The organism is Nocardiopsis sp. RV163 (assembly GCF_001029525.1).
In the GTDB taxonomy this organism is placed as follows: domain Bacteria; phylum Actinomycetota; class Actinomycetes; order Streptosporangiales; family Streptosporangiaceae; genus Nocardiopsis; species Nocardiopsis dassonvillei.
Genome location: NZ_LEKI01000100.1, coordinates 1 through 22,053 on the forward strand (window position 1 = coordinate 1; position 22,053 = coordinate 22,053).

The 22,053-nt window shown below is 72.4% G+C and carries 18 protein-coding genes; 12 read left to right on the forward strand and 6 right to left on the reverse strand.

Annotated features, from left to right (window positions below):
• The 3 genes from ABD54_RS17400 to ABD54_RS17410 form a co-directional block, all read left to right on the forward strand.
• Positions 1–1,089, forward strand: a 1,089-nt coding sequence (locus ABD54_RS17400; protein WP_047870555.1) for a DUF4192 domain-containing protein, incomplete at its 5' end; no start/stop codon positions are given.
• 111 nt (positions 1,090–1,200) lie between these two features.
• The gene (ettA, locus tag ABD54_RS17405; RefSeq protein ID WP_047870556.1) at positions 1,201–2,865 is read left to right on the forward strand and encodes an energy-dependent translational throttle protein EttA; all 1,665 of its coding nucleotides are present in this window, start codon (positions 1,201–1,203) and stop codon (positions 2,863–2,865) included.
• Between the two features lie 133 nt (positions 2,866–2,998).
• Positions 2,999–3,520, forward strand: a complete 522-nt coding sequence (locus ABD54_RS17410) for a globin (RefSeq protein WP_235432096.1) — start codon at positions 2,999–3,001, stop codon at positions 3,518–3,520.
• 52 nt (positions 3,521–3,572) lie between these two features.
• On the opposite strand, the gene ABD54_RS17415 is transcribed toward ABD54_RS17410, so the two are convergent.
• Both ABD54_RS17415 and ABD54_RS17420 read right to left on the reverse strand, forming a co-directional pair.
• Positions 3,573–4,016, reverse strand: a complete 444-nt coding sequence (locus ABD54_RS17415) for a thioesterase family protein (RefSeq protein WP_047870558.1) — start codon at positions 4,014–4,016, stop codon at positions 3,573–3,575.
• Between the two features lie 135 nt (positions 4,017–4,151).
• The gene (locus ABD54_RS17420) at positions 4,152–6,245 is read right to left on the reverse strand and encodes a prolyl oligopeptidase family protein (RefSeq protein WP_047870559.1); all 2,094 of its coding nucleotides are present in this window, start codon (positions 6,243–6,245) and stop codon (positions 4,152–4,154) included.
• A gap of 368 nt (positions 6,246–6,613) precedes the next feature.
• Here ABD54_RS17420 and ABD54_RS17425 point away from each other — a divergent pair, with 368 nt between their 5' ends.
• Both ABD54_RS17425 and ABD54_RS17430 read left to right on the forward strand, forming a co-directional pair.
• Entirely contained in the window at positions 6,614–7,114 is a 501-nt protein-coding gene (locus ABD54_RS17425; RefSeq protein ID WP_047870560.1) for an HNH endonuclease, read from the forward strand.
• Positions 7,115–7,234: 120 nt separating this feature from the next.
• Positions 7,235–7,438 (forward strand): zinc ribbon domain-containing protein, encoded by a 204-nt coding sequence (locus ABD54_RS17430; RefSeq protein WP_041552825.1) that lies wholly within the window; start codon positions 7,235–7,237, stop codon positions 7,436–7,438.
• A gap of 53 nt (positions 7,439–7,491) precedes the next feature.
• Here the strand turns inward: ABD54_RS17430 and ilvD are convergent, their stop codons facing one another.
• Both ilvD and ABD54_RS17440 read right to left on the reverse strand, forming a co-directional pair.
• Complete coding sequence (gene ilvD / locus ABD54_RS17435) at positions 7,492–9,354, reverse strand: dihydroxy-acid dehydratase (RefSeq protein WP_082166869.1); 1,863 nt, start codon at positions 9,352–9,354, stop codon at positions 7,492–7,494.
• 241 nt (positions 9,355–9,595) lie between these two features.
• On the reverse strand, positions 9,596–10,381 hold the full coding sequence (locus ABD54_RS17440) for a nuclease-related domain-containing protein (protein WP_047870561.1): 786 nt from the start codon (positions 10,379–10,381) through the stop codon (positions 9,596–9,598).
• Between the two features lie 212 nt (positions 10,382–10,593).
• Here ABD54_RS17440 and ABD54_RS17445 point away from each other — a divergent pair, with 212 nt between their 5' ends.
• Positions 10,594–12,033, forward strand: coding sequence for an amidase (locus tag ABD54_RS17445; RefSeq protein ID WP_082166868.1), 1,440 nt, complete (start codon positions 10,594–10,596; stop codon positions 12,031–12,033).
• A gap of 56 nt (positions 12,034–12,089) precedes the next feature.
• On the opposite strand, the gene ABD54_RS17450 is transcribed toward ABD54_RS17445, so the two are convergent.
• Positions 12,090–13,409 (reverse strand): MFS transporter, encoded by a 1,320-nt coding sequence (locus ABD54_RS17450; protein WP_047870562.1) that lies wholly within the window; start codon positions 13,407–13,409, stop codon positions 12,090–12,092.
• A 195-nt stretch (positions 13,410–13,604) separates the two neighbouring features.
• Between ABD54_RS17450 and malQ the strand changes: the two genes are divergently transcribed.
• On the forward strand, positions 13,605–15,638 hold the full coding sequence (malQ, locus tag ABD54_RS17455) for a 4-alpha-glucanotransferase (RefSeq protein ID WP_047870563.1): 2,034 nt from the start codon (positions 13,605–13,607) through the stop codon (positions 15,636–15,638).
• Between the two features lie 168 nt (positions 15,639–15,806).
• On the opposite strand, the gene pepN is transcribed toward malQ, so the two are convergent.
• Positions 15,807–18,353 carry an aminopeptidase N gene (gene pepN / locus ABD54_RS17460; protein WP_047870564.1) on the reverse strand — a complete coding sequence of 849 codons (2,547 nt, stop codon included), beginning with the start codon at positions 18,351–18,353 and terminating at the stop codon, positions 15,807–15,809.
• A gap of 213 nt (positions 18,354–18,566) precedes the next feature.
• On the opposite strand from pepN, the gene ABD54_RS17465 reads away from it, so the two are divergent.
• The 5 genes from ABD54_RS17465 to ABD54_RS17475 all read left to right on the forward strand — a co-directional run bounded on the left by ABD54_RS17465 (position 18,567) and on the right by ABD54_RS17475 (position 21,929).
• Positions 18,567–19,202: a DsbA family protein gene (locus tag ABD54_RS17465; protein ID WP_047870565.1), complete on the forward strand. Its 636-nt coding sequence runs from the start codon at positions 18,567–18,569 to the stop codon at positions 19,200–19,202.
• Positions 19,203–19,339: 137 nt separating this feature from the next.
• Complete coding sequence (locus tag ABD54_RS28595; protein WP_013154423.1) at positions 19,340–19,495, forward strand: hypothetical protein; 156 nt, start codon at positions 19,340–19,342, stop codon at positions 19,493–19,495.
• Positions 19,496–19,616: 121 nt separating this feature from the next.
• Complete coding sequence (locus ABD54_RS17470; RefSeq protein WP_047870566.1) at positions 19,617–21,038, forward strand: aldehyde dehydrogenase family protein; 1,422 nt, start codon at positions 19,617–19,619, stop codon at positions 21,036–21,038.
• Positions 21,039–21,226: 188 nt separating this feature from the next.
• The gene (locus tag ABD54_RS28600) at positions 21,227–21,376 is read left to right on the forward strand and encodes a hypothetical protein (protein WP_165435955.1); all 150 of its coding nucleotides are present in this window, start codon (positions 21,227–21,229) and stop codon (positions 21,374–21,376) included.
• 85 nt (positions 21,377–21,461) lie between these two features.
• On the forward strand, positions 21,462–21,929 hold the full coding sequence (locus tag ABD54_RS17475) for a ribose-5-phosphate isomerase (protein ID WP_013154420.1): 468 nt from the start codon (positions 21,462–21,464) through the stop codon (positions 21,927–21,929).
• Positions 21,930–22,053 lie beyond the last annotated feature (124 nt).

A 22,053-nucleotide genomic window follows, 5' to 3' on the forward strand; every position in this document is an offset into this window, starting at 1 on the left:
CCCGTCCCCCCGCCCCGGAGCCCCGGCGGGCCTGGGCGGACCGGCCCCGCAGCGGCGGGCACCGCCCTCACCCTCACCAATCCGACCGACATCATCGCGACCCTGCCCTACCTGGTGGGGGCGCCGCCCGATCCTGGGATCGTGGTCCTCGCCGTGCGCGACAAGGGCGTGCACTCGGCGTTCTGCGGCGACCTGGACCGCCTGGCCGCCGCCGGCGACCCGCTGGAGCGCGCGGTCGTCCCCGTGGACATGGCCGCCGCGGAGGGCTGCACTTCCCTGGTGGTCGTGGCCTACGGGCCGCCCGAACGGGTCACGCCCCACGTCGACAGGATCCTGTCCGCCGCCCGGAGCCGCGGCCTGGCCGTCGTCGACGCCCTGCGGGTCACCGGCGGCCGTTACTGGTCCTACACCTGCGCCAGGGCCGACTGCTGTCCGGTGGAGGGGACGGTGGTCAACGTGGACAGCTCCACCGTCCCGGCCAGCGCGGTCCTGCACGGGATCGTCCCGGTCCAGCCGCTCTCGGAGGTCACGGCCGAGATCGAGCGGGTGCGGGAGGTGCTGCGGCCCGTGCGCGGCCCCGAACGCGCCGCGATGGACGCGGTCGCAGGAGAGGTACAGGCGCGCGCCCGTCGGCTCCTGGACCAGGGGATGCGGGGCTCGCTCACCGACCGCGGCCTGAGCGCCGTGCTCGCGGCGGTACGGGCCGAACGGGAGGGCCGGGGCGTCACCGGCCGGGAGGAACTGGCCTGGCTGGGGGTCTACCTCGGCGAGATCCGGGTGCGCGACGAGGCGTGGGCGCGCATCACCGCCGAGGCGGCCCCCGCCCACCAGGAACTGTGGGCCCGGGTCACCCGCCACCTGCCCCGGCATCAGCGCGCGGCGCCCGCCTCACTGCTGGCGGTCGCGGCCTGGCAGCGCGGGGACGAGCGCCTGGCGGCCGCGGCGCTGGAGGTGGCCCTGGACGCCGACCCCGGCTACTCCATGGCGGTGCTGATGAGCCGGGCGCTGGCCTGGGGGCTGCCCGTGGAGCGCTGGCGGGAGTTCACGCCCCGCTGGCTGCGGGCGAGGAGCAAGCGGCCGCAGGAGTGAGGGGCGCGGCCCCCGCGGGGCGGGTCCGGGCCGCGACCGCCGCCCGGAACCGGCTCCCGGGGGCCCGGGCCATGGCGGGGGCATTGGCCGCGACACCCTAGGCTTGGACTCATGCCGGAGTACATCTACACCATGAACAACGTGCGCAAGGCGCACGGCGACAAGGTCGTCCTGGACAACGTTTCGGGGTCGTTCCTGCCCGGAGCCAAGATCGGTGTCGTGGGCCCCAACGGTGCGGGTAAGTCGACGCTTCTGAAGATCATGGCCGGCATCGAGCAGCCGTCCAACGGCGAGGCGAGGCTCATGCCCGGTTTCACCGTCGGTCTGCTCGCGCAGGAACCCCACCTCGACCCGGACAAGACCGTCCTGGAGAACGTCGAGGACGGCGTCGCCGAGACCAAGGCGATGCTGAACCGCTTCAACGAGATCGCCGAGCAGATGGCGACGGACTACTCCGACGACCTGCTCGAGGAGATGGGCAAGCTCCAGGAGCAGCTCGACCACCGGGGCGCCTGGGACCTGGACAGCCAGCTGGAGCAGGCGATGGACGCGCTGCGCTGCCCGCCCGGCGACGCCTCCGTCACCCAGCTCTCCGGTGGCGAGAAGCGCCGCGTGGCCCTGTGCAAGCTCCTCCTGGAACAGCCCGACCTGCTGCTGCTCGACGAGCCCACCAACCACCTGGACGCCGAGAGCGTGAACTGGCTGGAGCAGCACCTGGCCAAGTACCCGGGCACCATCATCGCGATCACACACGACAGGTACTTCCTGGACCACGTCGCCACGTGGATCCTGGAGCTGGACCGGGGCCAGTTCTATCCCTACGAGGGCAACTACAGCGTCTACCTGGAGACCAAGCAGGCCCGACTGAAGGTCGAGGGGCAGAAGGACGCCAAGAAGGCCAAGCGGCTCAAGGACGAGCTGGAGTGGGTCCGCTCCAACGCCAAGGCCCGCCAGACCAAGAGCAAGGCCCGCCTCCAGCGCTACGAGGAGATGGCCGCCGAGGCGGACAAGACCCGCAAGCTGGACTTCGAGGAGATCCAGATCCCGCCGGGCCCGCGTCTGGGCAACACCGTGGTCGAGGTCAAGAACCTCACCAAGGGCTTCGACGATCGCGTGCTCATCGAGAACCTGAGCTTCTCGCTGCCGCCCAACGGCATCGTCGGCGTCATCGGCCCCAACGGCGTCGGCAAGACGACGCTGTTCAAGATGATCGTCGGCGAGGAGACCCCCGACCAGGGCAGGATCAACGTCGGTGAGACCGTCGAGATCTCCTACGTCGACCAGTACCGCGGTCGCATCGACGACACCAAGAACGTCTGGGAGACCATCTCCGACGGCGAGACCTTCATCGAGGTCGGCAAGGTCGAGATCCCCAGCCGCGCCTACGTCGCCGCGTTCGGCTTCAAGGGCTCCGACCAGCAGAAGCCGTCCGGGGTGCTCTCCGGCGGTGAGCGCAACCGCGTGAACCTGGCCCTCACCCTCAAGCAGGGCGGCAACCTGCTGCTCCTGGACGAGCCCACCAACGACCTGGACGTGGAGACCCTCGGCTCGCTGGAGAACGCGCTGCTGGACTTCCCCGGCTGCGCCGTGATCACCTCCCACGACCGCTGGTTCCTCGACCGCGTCGCCACGCACATCCTGGCGTGGGAGGGCGACGCCAACTGGTACTGGTTCGAGGGCAACTTCGAGTCCTACGAGAAGAACAAGGTCGAGCGCCTGGGCCCCGACGCCGCGCGCCCGCACGCGGTCACCCACCGCAAGCTCACCCGCGACTGACCGGCCGGGGCCGAGCGCCCCGCGCCGAGCGGTTACCAGGGCCCGCGGCAGGATCCCCGATCCGGCCGCGGGCCCTCGCGTTCTCCGCCCGGACGACTCGTCCGGGCCGGGGCGGTCGCATACCCTGGTGGCGATGACTTCCGCGCGCGATTCCCAGCAGAGCGCGGGCGAAAAGCCCGTGCAGATGACGTTCTACGAGGCCGTGGGCGGTGAGGAGACCTTCACCCGCCTGGTCCGCCGCTTCTACGAGGGGGTGGCCGACGACCCCGTGCTGCGGCCCATGTACCCCGAGGAGGACCTGGGCCCCGCCGAGGAGCGCCTGCGCCTGTTCCTCATCCAGTACTGGGGCGGCCCCCGCACCTACAACGAGCAGCGGGGACACCCCCGGCTGCGCATGCGGCACGTGCCGTTCCGCATCGGCGCCGCCGAGCGAGACCTGTGGCTCACGCACATGCGCGCCGCCGTGGACTCCCTGGAACTGCACGAGGCCATGGAGCGCCAGCTCTGGGAGTACATGGTCATGGCCGCGCACAGCATGGTCAACGTGCCCGAGGAGAACACCGTCCCCGAGGTCGCCGACCCCACCCGGGTCTCGGTGTCGGCGAAGGGCGACGACGGGGACGACGGCGAGGCCGTCACCATCTCCCTCAAGTGATTTGAGGCGAGACGGCGGCCGGGACGGGGCCTGCCGGTCCCCGCCGCGGTGCTCAGGCGTAGTCGGCGAGGAAGGCGCGCTCGACCTCGTCGAGCCGCCGGGCGCGCTGCGTGGGCACGTCGAAGCCGACCAGCACCGTCCGGGCCCGCAGGTACACGGTGGTCTCGTCCCGGATCTCGTAGGCCAGCGTGAAGCTGGCGTTGCGCACCTCGGTCACCCACAGCTCCACGCGCACCGGCTCGGAGCGGGGCAGCAGCGGGGCCACGTAGTCCGCCTCCTGGCGGGCCACCACCATGGCGCCGAAGACCTCGTCGCCCTCGACGGCGCCGCCGTAGCGCAGGAAGGACACCCGGGCGTCCTCCAGGTAGGTCAGCATCCGGACGTTGTTGACGTGGTGCTGCGGGTCGAGGTCGGCGTAGCGGACCTGCGCGAGGTGCACGTGCCTGCGGGGCTCGGCCGTCCGGGTGCCGACGGCTCCGGTCTCGGTCTGTGTCACGTCCGGATCCTCTCGCGCTGTTCTCCCGGGGGAGCGGTTCCCCCCGATTGTCTCAACGCTTGGCGGAGGAACGGGCACCCCCCGGTGCCCGGCCCCTGTGTTGTTGCTCTCGCGGGGCGGACACCGGGGGACGTCTCAGCCCACTCGTAGTCCCAGGTGGTGGGCGAGGAAGGCCAGCTGCTCGGAGTTGAGCGCCACGCTGCGGCTCACCGACCGCGAGCTGTGGCCCACCTCCGACTCCCGGCGCAGCAGGATCGGCCGCTCCTCGGGCGCTGCCGCCGTCGCGTGCTGCATCATCGCGCACAGCTTGCGCGCGTGCAGCGGGTCCACCCGGGTGTCGTTGTCGAACACGGTGAACAGCGTCGCCGGGTAGCGGATGCCCTCGCGCACGTTGTGGTAGGGCGAGTATCCCAGCAGCCACCCCAACTGTTCGGGGTCTTCGGCGGTGCCGTACTCCACGTTCCACAGCTGGCCCAGTCCGAACCGCTCGTAGCGGACCATGTCCAGCAGCGGGGCCGAGCAGACCGCGGCGGTGAACAGGTCCGGCCGCTGCGTGACCATGGCCCCCACCAGCAGTCCGCCGTTGCTGCCGCCCATGACGGCCAGGTGCTCGGGGTCGCTCACCCCCGTGGCGACCAGGTGCTCGGCCGCCGCCGCGCAGTCGTCGAAGACGTTCTGCTTGTCGGCGAACATGCCCGCCCGGTGCCATTCCTCGCCCTCCTCCAGTCCGCCGCGCAGGTTGGCGACGGCGTACACGCCGCCCGCGCGCACCCAGGCCAGCGCCACCGCCGAGTAGGCGGGCGTGAGGGAGATGCGAAAGCCCCCGTAGCCGTACAGGACGGTCGGCCGGGGCCCTTCGGCGGGAGCCTTGGGGGACACCACCAGCATGCGCACGGCCGTGCCGTCGCGGGAGGTGTAGGCGACCTGCTCCACCCGCACGTCGGGCAGGTCGATTTCACCGGGGGCGTCGGCCCACGGAGACACCTCCCCCGAGAGCGCGTCGTAGCGGTACACCGACGACGGGTGGGTGTTGTCGGTGTAGCCGAACCACGCCTCGTGCCCGCCCTCGGGGCGTTCGACCAGCCCGGCCACGGTGCCCAGACCGGGCATTTCCAGCCGGCCCAGCGGCTGGCCGGTGGCCAGGTCGTGCCGGGTGATCTCGCTGACGGCGTGGCGGCTGCGCAGGACCAGCAGCTCGGGCCGCTCCATCCCGGGGCCGTCCAGGACCGTGTACCCCTCCAGCACCGCCTCGGGGTCCTCCGGGACCAGGGTGGTCCAGTTCCCGTAGCCGGGGTCGGCGGGGTCGGCCACGCACAGGCGTCCGCGCGGGGCGTCCCGGTCGGTGAACAGGTACAGGCGCCCGTCCCTGCCCACGTGCGGGTACAGGGAGGCGTCCACGCCCTCCTGGAAGGGGACCAGGCGCGGCGCGTCCAGGTTCCCGTCGGACAGGTCGGCGATCCAGGCGTCGGTGGCCGCCGAGGTGCCGCGGTTGGCGAGCAGCACCAGCCAGCGCCCGTCCCGGCTCACGACCGGGGTGAAGTACTCGGTCTTGTCGCGGCCCTCACCGAAGACCAGGGTGTCCTGCTCGGCGGGGGTGCCCAGGCGGTGCAGGTAGACGCGGCGGTGGTAGCTCTCCTCGCCCTCGGGCACCCGGTCCCGGGGGAGCCGGCGTACGTAGTAGTAGGCGGAGGAGTCGGGCAACCAGGCGATCGGGCTGTAACGGACCCGTTCGACGGGCCCGTCCACCAGGTCGCCGCCGGCCACGTCCACCACGCGCAGCACCGACTCCTCGTCTCCGCCCTCGGAGAGCTGGTAGGCCAGGAGCGAGCCGGAGTGGTCGGGCTTCCAGGCGTCCAGCGTGGTCAGACCCTGGGGGTCGAGTGCCCCGGGGTCCACCAGCACCCGCTCGGGGCCGTCGCCGTCCTGGACGTAGAGCACGCCGTGCTCCTGTTCGGCGGCACGGCGGACGAAGAAGCGGCGGTCCCCCCGCCACACGGGCGCACCGACGCTTCCGGCGCCCAGCAGGGACCGCACCTGTTCGGCGAACCAGTCCCGCGTGGTGAACCGCGAGGAGACCTCGGTGTACAGGGCGTCCTCCGCGGCAGCCCACTCCTTGGTCTGCGCCGAATCGCCGTCCTCCAACCACCGGTAGGGGTCACCGACCGTGTGGCCGTGCAGGTTCTCGATGATGTCCAGCCGTGCGGCCTGGGGGTAGCGGAGTTCACGCATACTTCGCACCCTATCCACCCCGGTGTGCCCGGCGCGGCGCCAGTGCGGAAAGGAGCGCCGCCAGCGCACAATGGAACCGGGAAAAGGGGGAACACGCGGTTTCTGGGCGGCCCAGCGCAAATTGGGGTGGCGCCGGAGCGGTCCGACCACGCAAACTGAATGCGGGACGCAACTCGGCGGGACCACCGGGAGGTCCGTGTGGCAAGGCGTACGGAACCATCGATCCTCGGATCGGTGCACAGGGAGGTCTCCTGGCTGGCCGATCGGCTGGCCGGGGAGGAGACACGGCCGTCACTGACGACGGCTGGGGCGACGCGATGAGCGCCCGAAGCAGCCGGGAGGGTGGCACAGGCACCGCCCGACGCCACGTGCTGCTGCTCAACGCCAGCTTCGAACCACTGACGACACTGCCCCTGCGCAGGGCGATCCTGCTCGTCCTGAGGGAGAAGGCGGAGGTCGTCCACCAGGACGACGCGGGCGCGATACTGCACTCGGCGACACGCTCCTACGACGTGCCGTCGGTCATCCGGCTCCGACGCTACATCAGCGTCCCCTACAGCCGCAGAGTGCCCCTCACCAGGGTCGCCCTCATGCGGCGCGACAGGCACACCTGCGGCTACTGCGGAAAGAAGGCCGAGACCATCGACCACGTCATCCCGCGCAGCCGCGGCGGCGCGCACGTGTGGGAGAACGTGGTCGCCGCGTGCAAGCCGTGCAACCACCGCAAGGCCGACAAGTTCCTGGACGAACTCGGCTGGGAGCTGCACGTGACCCCGAAGGTGCCCAAGGGGCCCCACTGGCGCCTGATCAACGGCGACCTCCACGGCGACCCCCAGTGGGAGCCGTACATGGCCCGTCTGGCCGCCTGATCCGGCGGAGCCGGGACCTCGCGTCCCACCCGGCGCCGCCCCGACCCCGACAGCCCCCCGGCACACGCGCCGGGGGGCGGTCGTATGGCACACGCGCCGGGGCGGCCGTATTCTGACCGCATGCCCAGATACGACTTCCGCTGCCGCGAGTGCGGCGACACCTTCGAGCTCTCCCGTCCGATGGCGCGGGCCGGCGACCCGGCGGCGTGCCCCCAGGGGCACGGCGACACGGTCAGGCTGCTGTCCACCGTGGCGGTGGGCGGACGCGCGTCCGCCCCCGCGCCCTCCGGCGGAGGGTGCTGCGGGGGCGGCTGCTGCTCCTGAGGGCGGGGGCGGTCGCACCGCCCCCGCCCCCGGTCCGCTACTCCTCGACCCGACTACCTCTCGACCTGGGACACGTCGCGCGCGGCGCCGGTCGAGGCCGAGGTCGCCATGGCCGCGTAGGCGCGCAGCGCCGCGGTCACCGGCCGCTGGCGGTCGCGCGGCCTGAAGCGGCCCAGCTCCTTGAGCAGGCGCTCGCGGCGCGCGTCGAGCTCCTCCGCGGAGACCTCCAGCACGATGCCCCGGTTGGGGATGTCGATGCTGATGACGTCGCCGTCCTCCACCAGCGCGATGTCACCGCCCGCGGCGGCCTCGGGGGAGGCGTGACCGATGGACAGCCCCGACGTGCCGCCGGAGAAGCGGCCGTCGGTGATGAGGGCGCAGGCCTTGCCCAGGCCGCGGCCCTTGAGGAAGCTCGTCGGGTACAGCATCTCCTGCATGCCCGGGCCGCCCTTGGGTCCCTCGTAGCGGATGACCACCACGTCACCGGGCTCGATCCGCTTGTTGAGGATGCCGTCCACGGCGTCCTCCTGGGACTCGAACACCTTGGCCGGTCCGGAGAAGGTCCACAGCTCCTCCTCCACGCCCGCGGTCTTGACGATCGCGCCGCCGGGGGCGAGGTTGCCGAACAGCACGGCCAGGCCGCCGTCCTTGGTGTAGGCGTGCTCGACGGAGCGGATGCAGCCCTTCTCCCGGTCGGTGTCCAGGGTGTCCCAGCGGGTGTCCTGCGAGTAGGCCTTCGTGGTGCGCTTGCCGCCGGGGGCCGCGTGGAACAGCTCCACCGCCTCGGGCGAGACGGTGTCGGAGACGATGTCCCACTCGGCGATGAACTCGCCGACCGTCTTGCCGTGCACCGTGGGCAGGGAGGTGTCCAGCAGGCCGCCTCGGGCCAGCTCGCCCAGGATGGAGGGGATGCCGCCCGCCCGGTGCACGTCCTCGATGTGGTACTTCTCGGTGTTCGGCGCGACCTTGCACAGACACGGCACCCGGCGCGAGACCGCGTCGATCTCGGGCAGGCCGAAGCCGACGCCCGCCTCCGTGGCCGCGGCCAGCAGGTGCAGGATCGTGTTGGTGGAGCCGCCCATGGCCACGTCCAGGGCCATGGCGTTGCCGAAGGCCCCGGGGGTGGCGATGGACAGCGGCAGGACGGAGGAGTCGTCGTCCTCGTAGTAGCGCTTGGCGGCCTCCACGACCAGGCGTCCGGCGTCCTCGTACAGGGCGCGGCGGGCGGTGTGGGTGGCCAGCACGGTGCCGTTGCCGGGCAGGGCCAGGCCGATCGCCTCGGTGAGGCAGTTCATCGAGTTGGCGGTGAACATGCCGGAGCAGGAGCCGCAGGTCGGGCAGGCGGCCTCCTCCATCTCGTCCAGCTCGGCCTGGGAGACGCTCTCGTCGGCGGCGGCGATCATGGGGTTGATCAGGTCCAGCTTGCGCACGGTGGTGGCGGTGCCGTCGACCACCGTGACCTTGCCCGCCTCCATGGGGCCGCCGGAGACGAACACCGTGGGGATGTTCAGGCGCAGCGCGGCCAGCAGCATGCCCGGGGTGATCTTGTCGCAGTTGGACACGCACACCAGGGCGTCGGCGCAGTGCGCGTTGACCATGTACTCGACCGAGTCTGCGATCAGCTCGCGGCTGGGCAGGGAGTAGAGCATGCCACCGTGGCCCATGGCGATGCCGTCGTCCACGGCGATGGAGTTGAACTCGCGGGGGACGCCGCCCGCCTCGCGGACGGCGTTCGCGACGACCTCGGCCACCTCGCGCAGGTGGACGTGGCCCGGGACGAACTCGGTGAAGCTGTTGGCCACGGCCACGATGGGCTTCCCGAAGTCCTCGCGCTCCACACCGGTGGCGCGCATGAGGGCGCGCGCGCCGGCCATGTTCCTGCCGTGGGTGACGGTGCGTGAGCGTAGGGCTGGCATGGGGTGGGCTCCCATCGTTACGGGTGTTTCCCCTCGATGGTAGTCCTTCGTCGCACCGCTCTGGTCTCGGAGTGGAAGACAGGCCATCCGGATCGTGAGACGTCGGTGGTGGGGAGGCCGGCCGGGGGCCTGGCCGAGGCCGGGGCGTGGGAGCGGGAAGCCCCTGTACAAGGGAAGGGCCCGGGTGCCACGGCGCTGTGGTCCGTCCCGGGCCGGGGTATTGGAAGGGGGTGGAGGCGTCTCAGTACCTGGGCGGTAGGGCCTTCACCGCGGCCTGGTAGATCTCCTCGATCTCCTTCTCGGTCAGGCGGTCCCTGCCGCTGCGCAGCCACTTGCGGACCTTGGTGCCGGTGATGATGTCCACGCCCCGCAGCCGGTGGCTGTCCCAGGGCATGCCGGGGCCGTAGATGGCCAGCGACGCGCGCACCTTGACCTCGCGCCCCAGTTCGGAGCTGATCAGGTCCTGTGCCCGCTTGGCCTCCTCCAGTGCCTCGTCGATGCGCTCGTTCTTGCTGAACCGCCCGTGGTAGAGCTTCTCCAGCTTGTTGCGCAGGGGCAGCCGCTTGTCCCACGACTCGGAGTCGATGGCGAACGCGCCCCGCCGCCCCACGATGAAGTGGTCGATCTGGCCGTTGCCGCCGGGCACCGCGCGCGCGTGCAGGACGCGGTAGCCGAGCTGCTTCATCACCTTGAGCTGCGCCTCGGTCTTGCGCTGGGCCGCGGAGGGCTTGCGCCAGCGCGGGATCTCGGATTCGCGCCGGGAGGAGTACACCATGATCCCGGCCAGGGTGAGGACGCCGAAGGTGACGCCGGTCCGCCAGTCGGAGGTGAGCAGGCCGACCAGGACGGCCACCGCTGCGGCACCGCCGCCGCGTACCACCCACCTGCGGACGGAGCGGTTGGAACGCAGGGCACCGTAGACCGCCTTGCCGCCCGAGGTGTCCTTCTTCTTTCTCTGGTTGGGGAAAAAGAGGGATTCGGGCCTTTCGGGGCCCGATCCCCCGGACGATGGAGTGGAGCCGTTCACTCTGGTAGCCGATTTCACGTCGGACAGGTTAGTTCGATCCATATCCGAGTCCTAGTGCATTACTTCTCACACTTTTCTAACCCCGTTCCTCGGCGCCCAAGCGTGTCGGCCGCCTCAGGACAGGGAATGCTTGCCCTTCGGTCAGTCCCTCCGGAGAAGTCGAGTCCTCCTCGCGGTGGTGCCCTGCGGTGTGCCCGCTAACCTGACTCGCCATGACCCAGATCCATGACCTTCCGGCCCATCGGCTCCTCGCGATGGTCCGCAGTCGTGAGCTGTCGCCTACTGAGATCACTGAGCACTTCCTGGACCGTACCGAGAGGTATGACCACCTCGTTGGCGCGTACATTACGGCTACCCCGGAAAAGGCGCTCGAACAAGCCCGTTACGCGCAGAATCGGGTGATGGCCGACACGCCAGAGTCCCTGCCGCCGCTCCTCGGGCTCCCCGTGCCGGTCAAGGACCTCGACCCGGTGGCCGGGGTCCGCGTCACCCACGGCTCACCGGCCTTCCGCGGCGCCGTCGCCCCGACCGACTCCGGCATGGTCGCCCGGCTGCGCGCCGCGGGCGCGGTCTTTCCGGGAAAGACCAACACCCCCGAGTTCGGGTCGAGCTGCTACACCGAGAACGCCGTCGCCCCGCCGTCCCGCAACCCCTGGAACACCGACCTGTCCCCGGGTGGCTCCAGCGGAGGCGCCGCGGCGGCCGTCGCCGCCGGACTCGCCCCGGTCGCCCAGGGCAGCGACGGCGGCGGATCGATCCGCATCCCCGCCAGCGCGTGCGGGCTCTTCGGCCTCAAGCCCACCCGCGGCCGGATCTCCGGCGCGCCCCTCAAACCCGACCTCGCCGGTCTGTCCACCGCCGGGCCCCTCACCCGAGGCGTCCGGGACGCCGCCCTCCTCCTGGACGCCATGGCCTTCTCCGGACCGGGCGACCACTTCACCGCCCCGCCCCTGCCGCCCGGCGAGACCTTCGCAGACCACGTGGGCCGCGAACCCGGGCGCCTGCGCATCGGCTGCCACACCACCACCGGCTCCGCCCGGATCCCCGTGCACCCCCACGTGCTGGCCGCCCACGAGGAGGCCGTCCGCCTCCTGACCGACCTGGGACACGAGGTGGAGGAGGTCCCCGCCCCCGGGGACGCCCACTTCGGCGGATCCTTCATGGCGGACTTCGGGGTGGTCTGGGCGGCGATGGCCTCGGCCACGCCGGTCGACCCCACCCGCGAGGCCGAGCTGAGCCCTCTCAACCAGTGGCTGCGCGAGCGGGCCCGCTCCACGCCCGTGCCCGACTACATCGCCGCCTGCGCCCGCCTCCAGAGCGGCGTCCGCTCCCTCGTCGCCGCGACCGGACACCTCGACGCGGTGCTCTCACCCGTGCTGGCCGCGCCCCCGGTCCCGCTGGGGCACTTCACCGGCGCCGGACCCGAGGAGGAGTTCCGCCGGATGACCGCGTTCGCGCCGTTCACCTCGGTCTACAACGTCTCGGGCCAGCCCTCGGTCAGCGTTCCCCTGCACTGGTCGCCCGAGGGACTGCCGATCGGTGTCATGCTCACAGGCCGCATGGGCGGCGAGGGCACCCTGCTGTCGCTGTCGGCACAGCTCGAACGCGCGCGCCCCTGGGCCCACCGCGTCCCGCCGCTGCGCACCGGCTGACCGGACGCCGGTGCGGCGGCCGGGGCAGTCCTTCCGGTGGATCCTCCGCCCGCGCCTCAGCGGGGGTCGTCGGACGCGGCCTCGGCTCCCGCCGCGGCACCGTGCACCGGCGGGGCCTCCAGCACGCTCCCCCCGACCTCCTCCGGGGCGGGGCCGACCACTTCCTCGGCGGCCTCGTCAGGCGGCTCGGGCACGAACAGGCTCAGCAGCGCCGACACCAGCACCAGCACCGCCGCACCCAGCACGCCGCCCGCGATGCCCATGAGGTCGATCAGGCCTCCGGACAGAGGACCGGCCACCGCCCCGCCCAGGCCCAGCGCCGTGGACATCCACCCGAAGGCCTCGGCCCGACGCCGCGCCGGGGCCAGGTCGCCCAGACGGCCCATGACCGCGGCCAGGGTCGGCGCCAGCGCCATGCCGGAAAGGAACAGCAGCGGTGTGACCAGCAGCGGAGTCGGCAGGTCCGCGATCGGCGGCACGAACGGCACCAGCACCGCCACGCCCAGAGCCGAGCCGAAGCAGCGGCGCACCAGGTGTGGGCGGCCGCGCAGCGCGCCCGCGACGGCCCCGCCCACCAGCGACCCCAGCGCCCACACCGACGCCAGCACCATCACGTACTGGGGAGCGCCGAGCTCGTTGGCCCACGCCACGATCACCAGGTCCACGCCCATGATCCCGCTGACCATCAGCAGGCACATGAGGAACAGCGCCACCAGCGCCGGGCTGCGCAGCAGACTCCGGCGTGGACCGGGCGGCTCCTCACCGGCTCCCTCCCCGGTAGGTGCGGGACCGGTGACCCCGGCCCGGCGCAGCCCGACCGCGAACCCGGCCGAGCCGAGCAGGGCCACCACCGACAGCAGCACCAGCGCCCAGCGGGCACCGGCGAAGGCCACCACACCCGCGGTCATGATCGGGGAGAAGACGAAGAGCAGCTCCTGCGTGGTCGCCTCGGCCGCGTAGATCGCCTGCCGTTCGGGGCCGCGCGTCAGCCGAGGCCACAGCGCCCGCACGATCTGGTTGGCCGGGGAGCCGAACAGCCCGGTGCCCAGCGCCAGCGGGAGCGAGAGCCACCACAGCCGCTCGGGCAGCAGGACCAGGCCCAGCAGCCCCGCGCTGAACACCACGCCGCACACCAGCACCAGCCGGTCGGTCCCGCCCCGGTCGGCCATCCGCCCGCGCAGCGGTCCCACCACCGCCATGCCCAGGGTGAAGGCGCCCGCGACCAGCCCGGCCAGGGTGTAGGAGCCGGTCCACCCCTCCACCAGGAAGGTGACCGCGATCATCAGCCCCGGCATGTAGAAGCGCGCGGCCAGGGACCAGGCGAGCAGGGGAAGCACGTGGGGGACGGCGAAGAGCCGTCGGTAGTTCGCGAGCACATCCCGATTATGCAGATGTCGAGGACAAGGGGCGATCGATTTGACGTCCTGTGCAGGGCACCCGTTCGTACGTGCTGGACAGTCCGGACGCGCCGCGCGGGGAGACGTTATCGGCCCGTACCCGGGACACGTTCTGGTCCCACGCCGGAACGGCCTCCGGTGTACGGAGCCCCTGGTAGGGCATGATCGGATTCTGTGAGGGACGTTCAGCTGGCACGGTTGGCAGAGCAGCACGGAGTCGCGACGACCTACGAGGACTGGCGGGGGCGCAGGGTCCCGGTCAGTCCCGACACCATCCGCCATGTCCTGGCGGCCCTGGGCGTGGACCCGCAGGCCCCGGACGCCGGGGCGGCGCCGGACCCGCTGCCGCCCGCGGTGGTCGTCCGCGAGGGCAAGGCGCCCGACCTCGTGCTCCCCGAGGGGGCGCACAGCGTCGTCGAGACCTCCGGCGGCTCCCTGCTGCCCTTCGGCCCCGGACTGCCGCTGGGCGTGCACACCCTGCGCCTCAACGACGGCGCCGCCGAGCACACCGCGCCCCTGCTCGTGGCCCCCGACCGCATCGAACCCAGCGCGCTCAGGGACCACCCGCGACTGTGGGGCGTCATGGCGCAGGTCTACAGCGTGCGCTCCCGCGCCTCCTGGGGCACCGGCGACCTGCGCGACCTCGCCGAGCTGGCCGACTGGAGCGCGCGCGACCTGGGCGCCGACTTCGCCCTGATCAACCCTGTGCACGCCACCGAGCCGCTGCCCCCGGTGGAGCCCTCGCCCTACCTGCCGGTCAGCCGCCGCTACGCCAGCCCCCTCTACATCCGCATCGAGGACGTGCCCGAGTACGCCCGGCTCGACCCCGCCCAGCGCGAGGGCATCCAGCGCCTGGCCCGGCCGCTGCGCGAACGCGGCCGCACCGCCGACCTCCTCGACCGCGACTCCGTGTGGAGGGCCAAGCGCGCCGCTCTGGAAGTGCTCTTCGAGGCTCCCCGCGCCCCCGGCCGCGAGGAGTCCCTGCGGGCCTACCTCGAACGCGAGGGCCGACCGCTGATCGAGTTCGCCACCTGGTCGGCCCTGGCCGAGCGGCACGGCACCGACTACCGGACCTGGCCGCAGGGGCTGCGCGGGGTCCACGGCCGCGACGTCTGGGAGGAGGCCCGGCGCCGGTGGTCCGCAGTGGAGTTCCACCGCTGGCTCCAGTGGGTCCTCGACGAGCAGCTCTCCCAGGCGCAGACCACCGCCGAGACCGCGGGGATGGCCGTCGGCATCGTGCACGACCTGGCCGTCGGGGTGCAGGCGGGCGGCGCGGACGCGTGGATGTACGGGGACGCGCTCGTGCCCGGCCTGCACGTGGGGGCGCCCCCGGACGAGTTCAACCAGCAGGGGCAGGACTGGGGCCAGCCGCCCTGGCACCCCCGGCGCCTGGCCGGCCGCGGCTACGAACCGTTCCGCCAGATCCTGGCCCAGGCGTTCCGCTACGCGGGCGGGGTCCGCATCGACCACGTGATGGGCATGTTCCGGCTCTGGTGCGTGCCCGAGGGCGCCTCCGCGGCCGAGGGCGCCTACGTCAGTTTCGACCACGAGGGCATGGTGGGCACGCTCGCCCTTGCCGCCCACCGGGCGGACGCCGTCGTGGTCGGGGAGGACCTGGGCACCGTCGAGCCGTGGGTGCGCGGGCACCTCGCCGACCGCGGGGTCCTGGGCACCTCCGTGCTGTGGTTCGAACAGGACGACCACGGCCGCCCGCGTCCGCCGGGGGAGTGGCGCGCCGACTGCCTGGCCACGGTAGCCACCCACGACCTGCCGCCGGTGGCGTCGTTCCTGTCCACCGAGCACGTGGAGCTGCGCGACCGGCTGGGCCTGCTCGGCCGCCCCGTGGAGGAGGAGCGCGCCGACGCCGAGTCGCGGGTGGAGCGCTGGCGCGAGCTCCTGGTGGAGCTGGGCCTGCTCGACGACGACGTGGACCCGGTGGCCGACCCGGCCTCAGTGGTGGCGGCCATGCACGCCTACCTGGTGGCCACCCCCGCCCGCATGATCGGGGTCGCGCTCACCGATGTGGTGGGGGAGCGTCGGATGCAGAACCAGCCCGGCACCAGCGGCGAGTACCCGAACTGGCGCATCCCGCTCACCAGTGGCGAGGGCGAGCCGGTCCTGGTGGACGAACTGCTCGCCGACCCGCGCATGGTGGCGCGCATCCGCCGCACCCTCGGGCCGGTCGGACGGCGGGACCACACCCCCTAGCGGGTCCGCCGGAACCGTCGCCGGTGCGACGCGAGGGGCCCGGCCCGCGTCCGAGCCCACGACCGCGCTCGAACCCCGGGGGCGGCCCGGGGCCACGGCGCGCGGCGGGGCCGAACACGCGCGCCCGCCCCGCCTGCGACGGCGGAGCGGGCGCGCGGTCCTCGCGTCCTACTCCTGGCGCTCGCCTGCGGCGATGTCGGTGGCCCGGGCGCGCAGGGCCCGCTCCACTCCCGCGCGGCCCTCGACCAGCAGGCGGCGCAGCGCCGGGGCCGGGTCGGACTCGGCGATGTAGGCGTCCGTGCGCTCCAGCGTCGCCTCCTCCACCAGGCCGCTCGGGTACACCACCTCGGCGAAGGTCTGCGCGAACTCGCCCGTCCACTTCTCCCAGGCCGGGCCCAGCTGCGCGAAGTACCTCTCCACGTACGGCCGGTACAGCTCGGCCTGGCCCGGCTCGGTGAATCCCAGCAGGACCGCGCGGAACTCGGCGTTGGCCAGCTCCTCGCCCACGATCCGCTCCCACGCCGCGGCCTTGGCCTCGGCGGTGGGGATCGCGGCGCGCGCTCCGGCGGCGTTGCGCTGACCGGCCGCCGTGGCGTCGCGCTCCAGCTCGGCGGCGATCTCCGCCTCCCCGGCCTTGCCCGTCGCGACCAGGCGGCGCAGCAGCGTCCACCGCAGGTCGGTGTCCACGACCAGCCCGTCCACGGTGATCGCGCCGTCCAGCAGGCCCCGGACCAGGGACAGGTGGGCGTCGCTCACCGCCGAGGCGGCCAGCGCGTTGGCGTAGGCAAGCTGCAGGTCGCCGCCCGGCTCGGCCGCGGTCAGCAGTTCGCGCAGCCGCTCGGAGAGCTGCTCGAAGCCGAACGGGCGCCACGCCGGGTCGGCGTACATGTGCAGGGCCGAGTTGGCCTGGCGCAGCAGGGTCTGGGCGACCATGACGTCGTCCACGCCGCTGATCCCGGAGATGACCAGGGAGACGTAGTCGCGGGCTGCCATCTCGCCGTCGCGGGTCATGTCCCAGGCGGCGCCGAAGGCCAGCGCGCGGGGCAGGGACTCGCGGATCCCGCCGGCGCCCTCCACCACGGTGCGCAGGGAGCGCTCGTCCAGGCGGACCTTGGTGAAGGTCAGGTCGTCGTCGTTGATCAGCACCAGGTCCGGCCGGAGTCTGCCGACCAGATCCGGGACCTCGGTGCGCTCGCCGCGCACGTCCAGCTCCACGCGCTCGCGGCGCACGACGCCCTCGTCGGTGCGGTCGTACAGACCGATCGCCAGGCGGTGCGAGCGCAGCGTCGGGTGGTCGGAAGGCGCCTCCTGGAGCACGGTGAACGAGGTGAAGCGGCCCTCGGCGTCCACCTCGAACTCCGGACGCATCGTGTTGACGCCCGTGGTCTCCAACCAGTCGCGCGACCAGCCCGACAGGTCGCGGCCCGAGGCGGCCTCCAGGTGCTTGAGCAGGTCCCGCAGCTCGGTGTTGCCGAACGCGTTCTCCTTGAAGTAGGCGCGCACGCCCGCGAAGAACGCGTCCACGCCCACGTACGCCGCGAGCTGCTTGAGCACCGAGGCGCCCTTGGCGTAGGTGATGCCGTCGAAGTTGACCTCGACCGCCTGGATGTCGACCATGTCGGCGGCGACCGGGTGGGTGGAGGGCAGCTGGTCCTGGCGCAGCGCCCAGCTCTTCTCCACGTTCGCGAACGTCGTCCAGGCGTCGGTCCACTTGGTCGCGTTGGCCTGGCAGTACACGCTGGCGTAGGTCGCGAACGACTCGTTCAGCCACAGGTCGTCCCACCAGCGCATGGTGACCAGGTCGCCGAACCACATGTGCGCCATCTCGTGCAGGATCGTCTCGGCGCGGCGCTCGTAGCGGGCGTCGGTGACCCTTGAACGGAAGACGTAGTCCTCCAGGAACGTGACCGCGCCCGCGTTCTCCATGGCGCCCGCGTTGAACTCGGGCACGAACAGCTGGTCGTACTTGCCGAACGGGTAGCGCAGGTCGAACAGGCCGTGGAAGAAGTCGAAGCCCTGCTTGGTCACCTCGAACAGGGCGTCGGAGTCCAGGTGCTCGGCCAGTGAGGCCCGGCAGTACAGGCCCAGCGGGATGCCGTCGTGCTCGTCGCGCACCACGTGGTAGGGGCCCGCGATCAGCGCGGTGATGTAGGTGGACATCACCGGAGTGGCCGGGAAGTGCCAGCGCACCCGCTCCTCGCCCGCGGCCTCGCGCTCCACGTCGGGCGCGCTGTTGGACACGACCTCCCACGAGGGGGGAGCGAACACCGTCAGCTCGAAGGTCGCCTTGAGGTCGGGCTGGTCGAAGCACGCGAACATGCGGTGCGCGTCCGCCGTCTCGAACTGGGTGTACAGGTACACCGAGTCGTCGACCGGGTCCACGAACCGGTGCAGGCCCTCTCCGGTGCGCATGTACGCGGCGTCGGCGACGACCGTCAGCTCGTTGTCCGCGGCCACCTCGGGAAGGACTAGGCGCTCGCCGTCGAACAGCTCGGCCGCGTCCAGCTCGGTCCCGTTCAGCGTCGCCGTGCGGATCGCGGGGGCGGCCAGCTCGACGAACGTCCGCGCCCCGGCCTCCGAGCTGGAGAACCGGATCACGGTGGTGGACCTGAAGGTCTCGGCACCGGTGGTCAGGTCCAGCTCCACGGCGTAGGAGTCGACGCTGAGAATCCGCGCCCGCTCACGAGCCTCGTCCCGTGTCAGGTTCCCTGCCACGCCACGCTCCCTCCACGGCCGCCGTCCCCGCCGGCCGGATCGTTGCCGACCACGGCGAGTCCGCCGCCTGGGGTGGAGCGTCGTCGGGGCCGGGGGTCGTCTTCCACTCGCCCCGATCCTGTCACGCGAGAGCACGGAATGCGCAACCGATAGCCGGGGTTGCACTCCTACGATCCGAAGTGTGCACACCTTTTCCCGATCCGAGGAGCAGCGATGACCCAGACCCCAGACCCCGGCGACGGGCAGGAGACCGTCCAGGCGGACATGTGGTTCGACCCCGCGTGTCCGTGGGCCTGGATCACCTCGCGCTGGCTCGTCGAGGTGGAGAAGGTCCGGCCGGTCCGCGTGCGCTGGCACGTGATGAGCCTGGGCGTGCTCAACGAGGGCCGCGACCTGCCCGAGGACTACCGCGAGAGCATCGACAGGTCCTGGGAGGCGGTGCGGGTGTGCGTCGCCGCCGAACAGCGCTTCGGCCCCGAGGTCCTGAGCGGCCTCTACACGGCACTGGGCACCCGCTTCCACAACGGCGGCGCACCCCGCACCGCGGACACGATCCGCGCGGCGCTGGCCGAGGCCGGACTGCCCGGGGACCTGGCCGAGGCGGGTGCGTCCACCGACTACGACGAGGCACTGCGCGCCTCGCACACCGAGGCGATGAAGCTGGTCGGCGAGGACGTGGGCACCCCTGTGATCCGGGTCGCCGACACCGCCTTCTTCGGGCCGGTCGTCACGCCGATCCCGCGCGGCGAGGCGGCCGGCAGGCTCTGGGACGGCGTGCTCCTGGTCGCCGGGACCGACGGGTTCTTCGAACTCAAGCGGACCCGCACCCGGGAACCCGTCTTCGACTGACCGCGACCGCCGGGCCGGGGCGGACCCCGGCCCGGCGGGGCGGACGGCCGCGGTGCGCCCCGACGGGTGCACACTGGAGGCGAACACCGGCGGCGGGCAGGGGTCCGCCGCCACGAACGCGAAGGGGGCGGGGGACCGTGTCCGGACCCGACGACGAGCGCAGGGTCGACTTCCTCGACGACCTCGACATCCTGCCCGACACCACCGGCGACGAGAGGGGCCCCGGCTGGGGCGACTCCGACGACGACTCCACCGCGCGCCTCCTCGCGGAACGCCCCCCGCACTGGGACTGACCCGGCGGGACACCGGTCCGCCGCCCTCCACGGGGGCGGCGCGGACCCCCGGCATCGGGGAAAGCACCGGCCCCGCGTCCCGGACTGGCCAACCCGAATCGCGTTCTGCGACAGTGGGGCCATGCGATCCCTCTACATCGACGGCGCCTGGCGCGACTCCGCCTCCAGCGAGGCACTGGACGTGGTCAACCCGGCGACCGAGCAGGTCATCGACACCGTTCCGGCCGGGGCCGCCGAGGACGTCGACGCCGCGGTCGCGGCGGCGGCGGCCGCCCTGCCCGCCTGGTCCGCGCTCACGCCCGGGCAGCGCGTCACCCACCTGACCAAGGCCCTGGAACTGTTCAACGCCCGCCTCGACGACATCGCCGCGGAGCTCACCCGGGACATGGGCGCTCCGGCGCTGTTCGCCCGCAAGGTCCAGGCGGGCCTGCCCGCCCTCATGTTCCGGACCTACATCGACCTGGTCGAGGAGAGCGGCGAGCGCTACTTCGGCGGCGAGCGGGTGGGCAACTCGCTCATCGTGCGCGAACCCGTCGGCGTGGTCGGCGCCATCACCCCGTGGAACTACCCGCTCCACCAGATCGTGCTCAAGGTCGTCCCCGCCCTCCTGGCGGGCAACACCGTCGTCCTCAAGCCCAGCGAGGTCGCCCCGCTCAGCGCCTACGCCCTCACCGGGGTGTTCCACGAGGCGGGCCTGCCCGCGGGCGTGTTCAACCTGGTGTCGGGCACCGGGCCGGTCGTCGGAGAGGCCATCGCCGCCCACCCCCGTGTGGACATGGTGTCCTTCACCGGCTCCACGCGCGCCGGGACCCGGGTCAGCCAGGTCGCCGCGGAGACGGTCAAGAAGGTCGCGCTGGAACTGGGCGGCAAGTCGCCCAACGTCATCCTTCCCGACGCCGACCTGGTCAAGGCGGTCAAGCGCGGCGTCGCCGACGTCATGCGCAACACCGGGCAGAGCTGCAACGCGCTCACCCGCATGCTGGTGCACCGCGACTCCTACGAGGAGGCCGTCACCCTGGCCGCCGGGTCCGCGGCCAAGTACGCGCCCGGCGATCCCGCGGACGAGGCCACCCGCATGGGCCCGCTGGTCTCCGCCGACCAGTTGGAGCGGGTCCGCTCCTACCTCGCGCTGGGAGTGGAGGAGGGCGCCCGCCTGGTCACCGGCGGCCCCGGACCGGTCGAGGGCCGCCCGAACGGCTACTACGTCAACCCCACGGTCTTCGCCGACGTCAGCAACGACATGCGCATCGCCCAGGAGGAGATCTTCGGCCCGGTGCTGGTCCTGATCCCCTACGACACGGAGGAGGAGGCGGTCGCCATCGCCAACGACACCGTGTACGGGCTCAACGCGGCGGTGTGGTCCGGCGACCCCGAGCGCGGTCTGGCCGTGGCCCGGCGCCTGCGGGCCGGACAGGTGGAGGTCAACGGCGGCGCCCTCAACCCCAGGGCCCCCTTCGGCGGCTACAAGCGCTCCGGCAACGGGCGCGAGTGGGGCGCCCACGGCCTGGAGGAGTTCTGCGAGGTCAAGGCCGTCCAGCTGTGACGCCGCACGCGCGCCGGGCCCCGCGGGGCCCGGCGCGCGAACCGTTGGCGCGCAGCCGCCGACGGGTGTGCGCGGACTCACGGCCCCCGCGGCTCCTCGCGCGGAATCGGCCCCGGTGAGAAACACGTTGTGCGGTGTGGAAAAATTTCCGACGGGATATCCCTGGTCGAACCCTAACGAGGTGGAAGTTGAGCAAGAAGCCCGCGGTCTCCAAGGCAGGTCCTCTCGGCAAGGACCTCAAGGCGATCGTCATCTACAACGTGATCGCCATCGGCTCGATGGCCCTCTTCGCTGTTCTCGGGCTGAGCGTCGCCGCTGCGGCCTCCGGCTCCATCTGAGGGACACGAGTACCACCGCGCCCCGCCTCGCCCCGGCGAGCGGGGCGCTGCTCTCGCCGCCGCCGTGACCTGCCAGACTGGTCCCGTGCGTGTTTACCTTGGATCAGATCATGCGGGCTACGAGCTCAAAGAACACCTCGTCTCCTGGCTGAGGGAGCAGGGCCACGACGTCGTCGACGCCGGGCCCGCCGCCTACGACGCCGCTGACGACTACCCGCCCTTCGTGCTGCGCGCGGCCGAGGGGGCCGCCTCCGACAAGGGCTCCCTGGGCGTCGTCATCGGGGGCTCCGGCAACGGCGAGCAGATCGCCGCGAACAAGGTCAGGGGCGTACGCGCGGCCCTGGCCTGGAGCGAGGACACCGCCCGCCTGGCGCGTGAGCACAACGACGCGAACGTGCTCAGCCTCGGCGCCAGGATGCACTCCGCGCAGGAGGCCACCCGGTTCGTGGAGGTCTTCCTCACCACCCCGTACAGCGACGAGGAACGGCACACCCGCCGCATCGCGATGCTGACGGCCTACGAGGAGACCGGCGAGCTCCCCCCGCTCCCCTGAGGGGCGCCCGCTCGGGACCTCCGCTTCGGCCCGCCCGTCGCCCGCCCCCGCTCGCCGTGGCGCTCCGCGGCGGGGCGGGCGACGGGCGGGCCGAAGCGGAGGTCCCGAGCGGGCGCCCCTCAGG

Excerpts from the sequence above, each read along its gene's own strand:
- ettA (WP_047870556.1), top strand. The coding sequence starts at position 1,201 with ATGCCGGAGTACATCTACACCATGAACAACGTGCGCAAGGCGCACGGC.
- ABD54_RS17410 (WP_235432096.1), top strand. The coding sequence starts at position 2,999 with ATGACTTCCGCGCGCGATTCCCAGCAGAGCGCGGGCGAAAAGCCCGTG.
- ABD54_RS17420 (WP_047870559.1), bottom strand. The coding sequence starts at position 6,245 with ATGCGTGAACTCCGCTACCCCCAGGCCGCACGGCTGGACATCATCGAG.
- ABD54_RS17430 (WP_041552825.1), top strand. The coding sequence starts at position 7,235 with ATGCCCAGATACGACTTCCGCTGCCGCGAGTGCGGCGACACCTTCGAG.
- ilvD (WP_082166869.1), bottom strand. The coding sequence starts at position 9,354 with ATGCCAGCCCTACGCTCACGCACCGTCACCCACGGCAGGAACATGGCC.
- ABD54_RS17445 (WP_082166868.1), top strand. The coding sequence starts at position 10,594 with ATGACCCAGATCCATGACCTTCCGGCCCATCGGCTCCTCGCGATGGTC.
- ABD54_RS17465 (WP_047870565.1), top strand. The coding sequence starts at position 18,567 with ATGACCCAGACCCCAGACCCCGGCGACGGGCAGGAGACCGTCCAGGCG.
- ABD54_RS17470 (WP_047870566.1), top strand. The coding sequence starts at position 19,617 with ATGCGATCCCTCTACATCGACGGCGCCTGGCGCGACTCCGCCTCCAGC.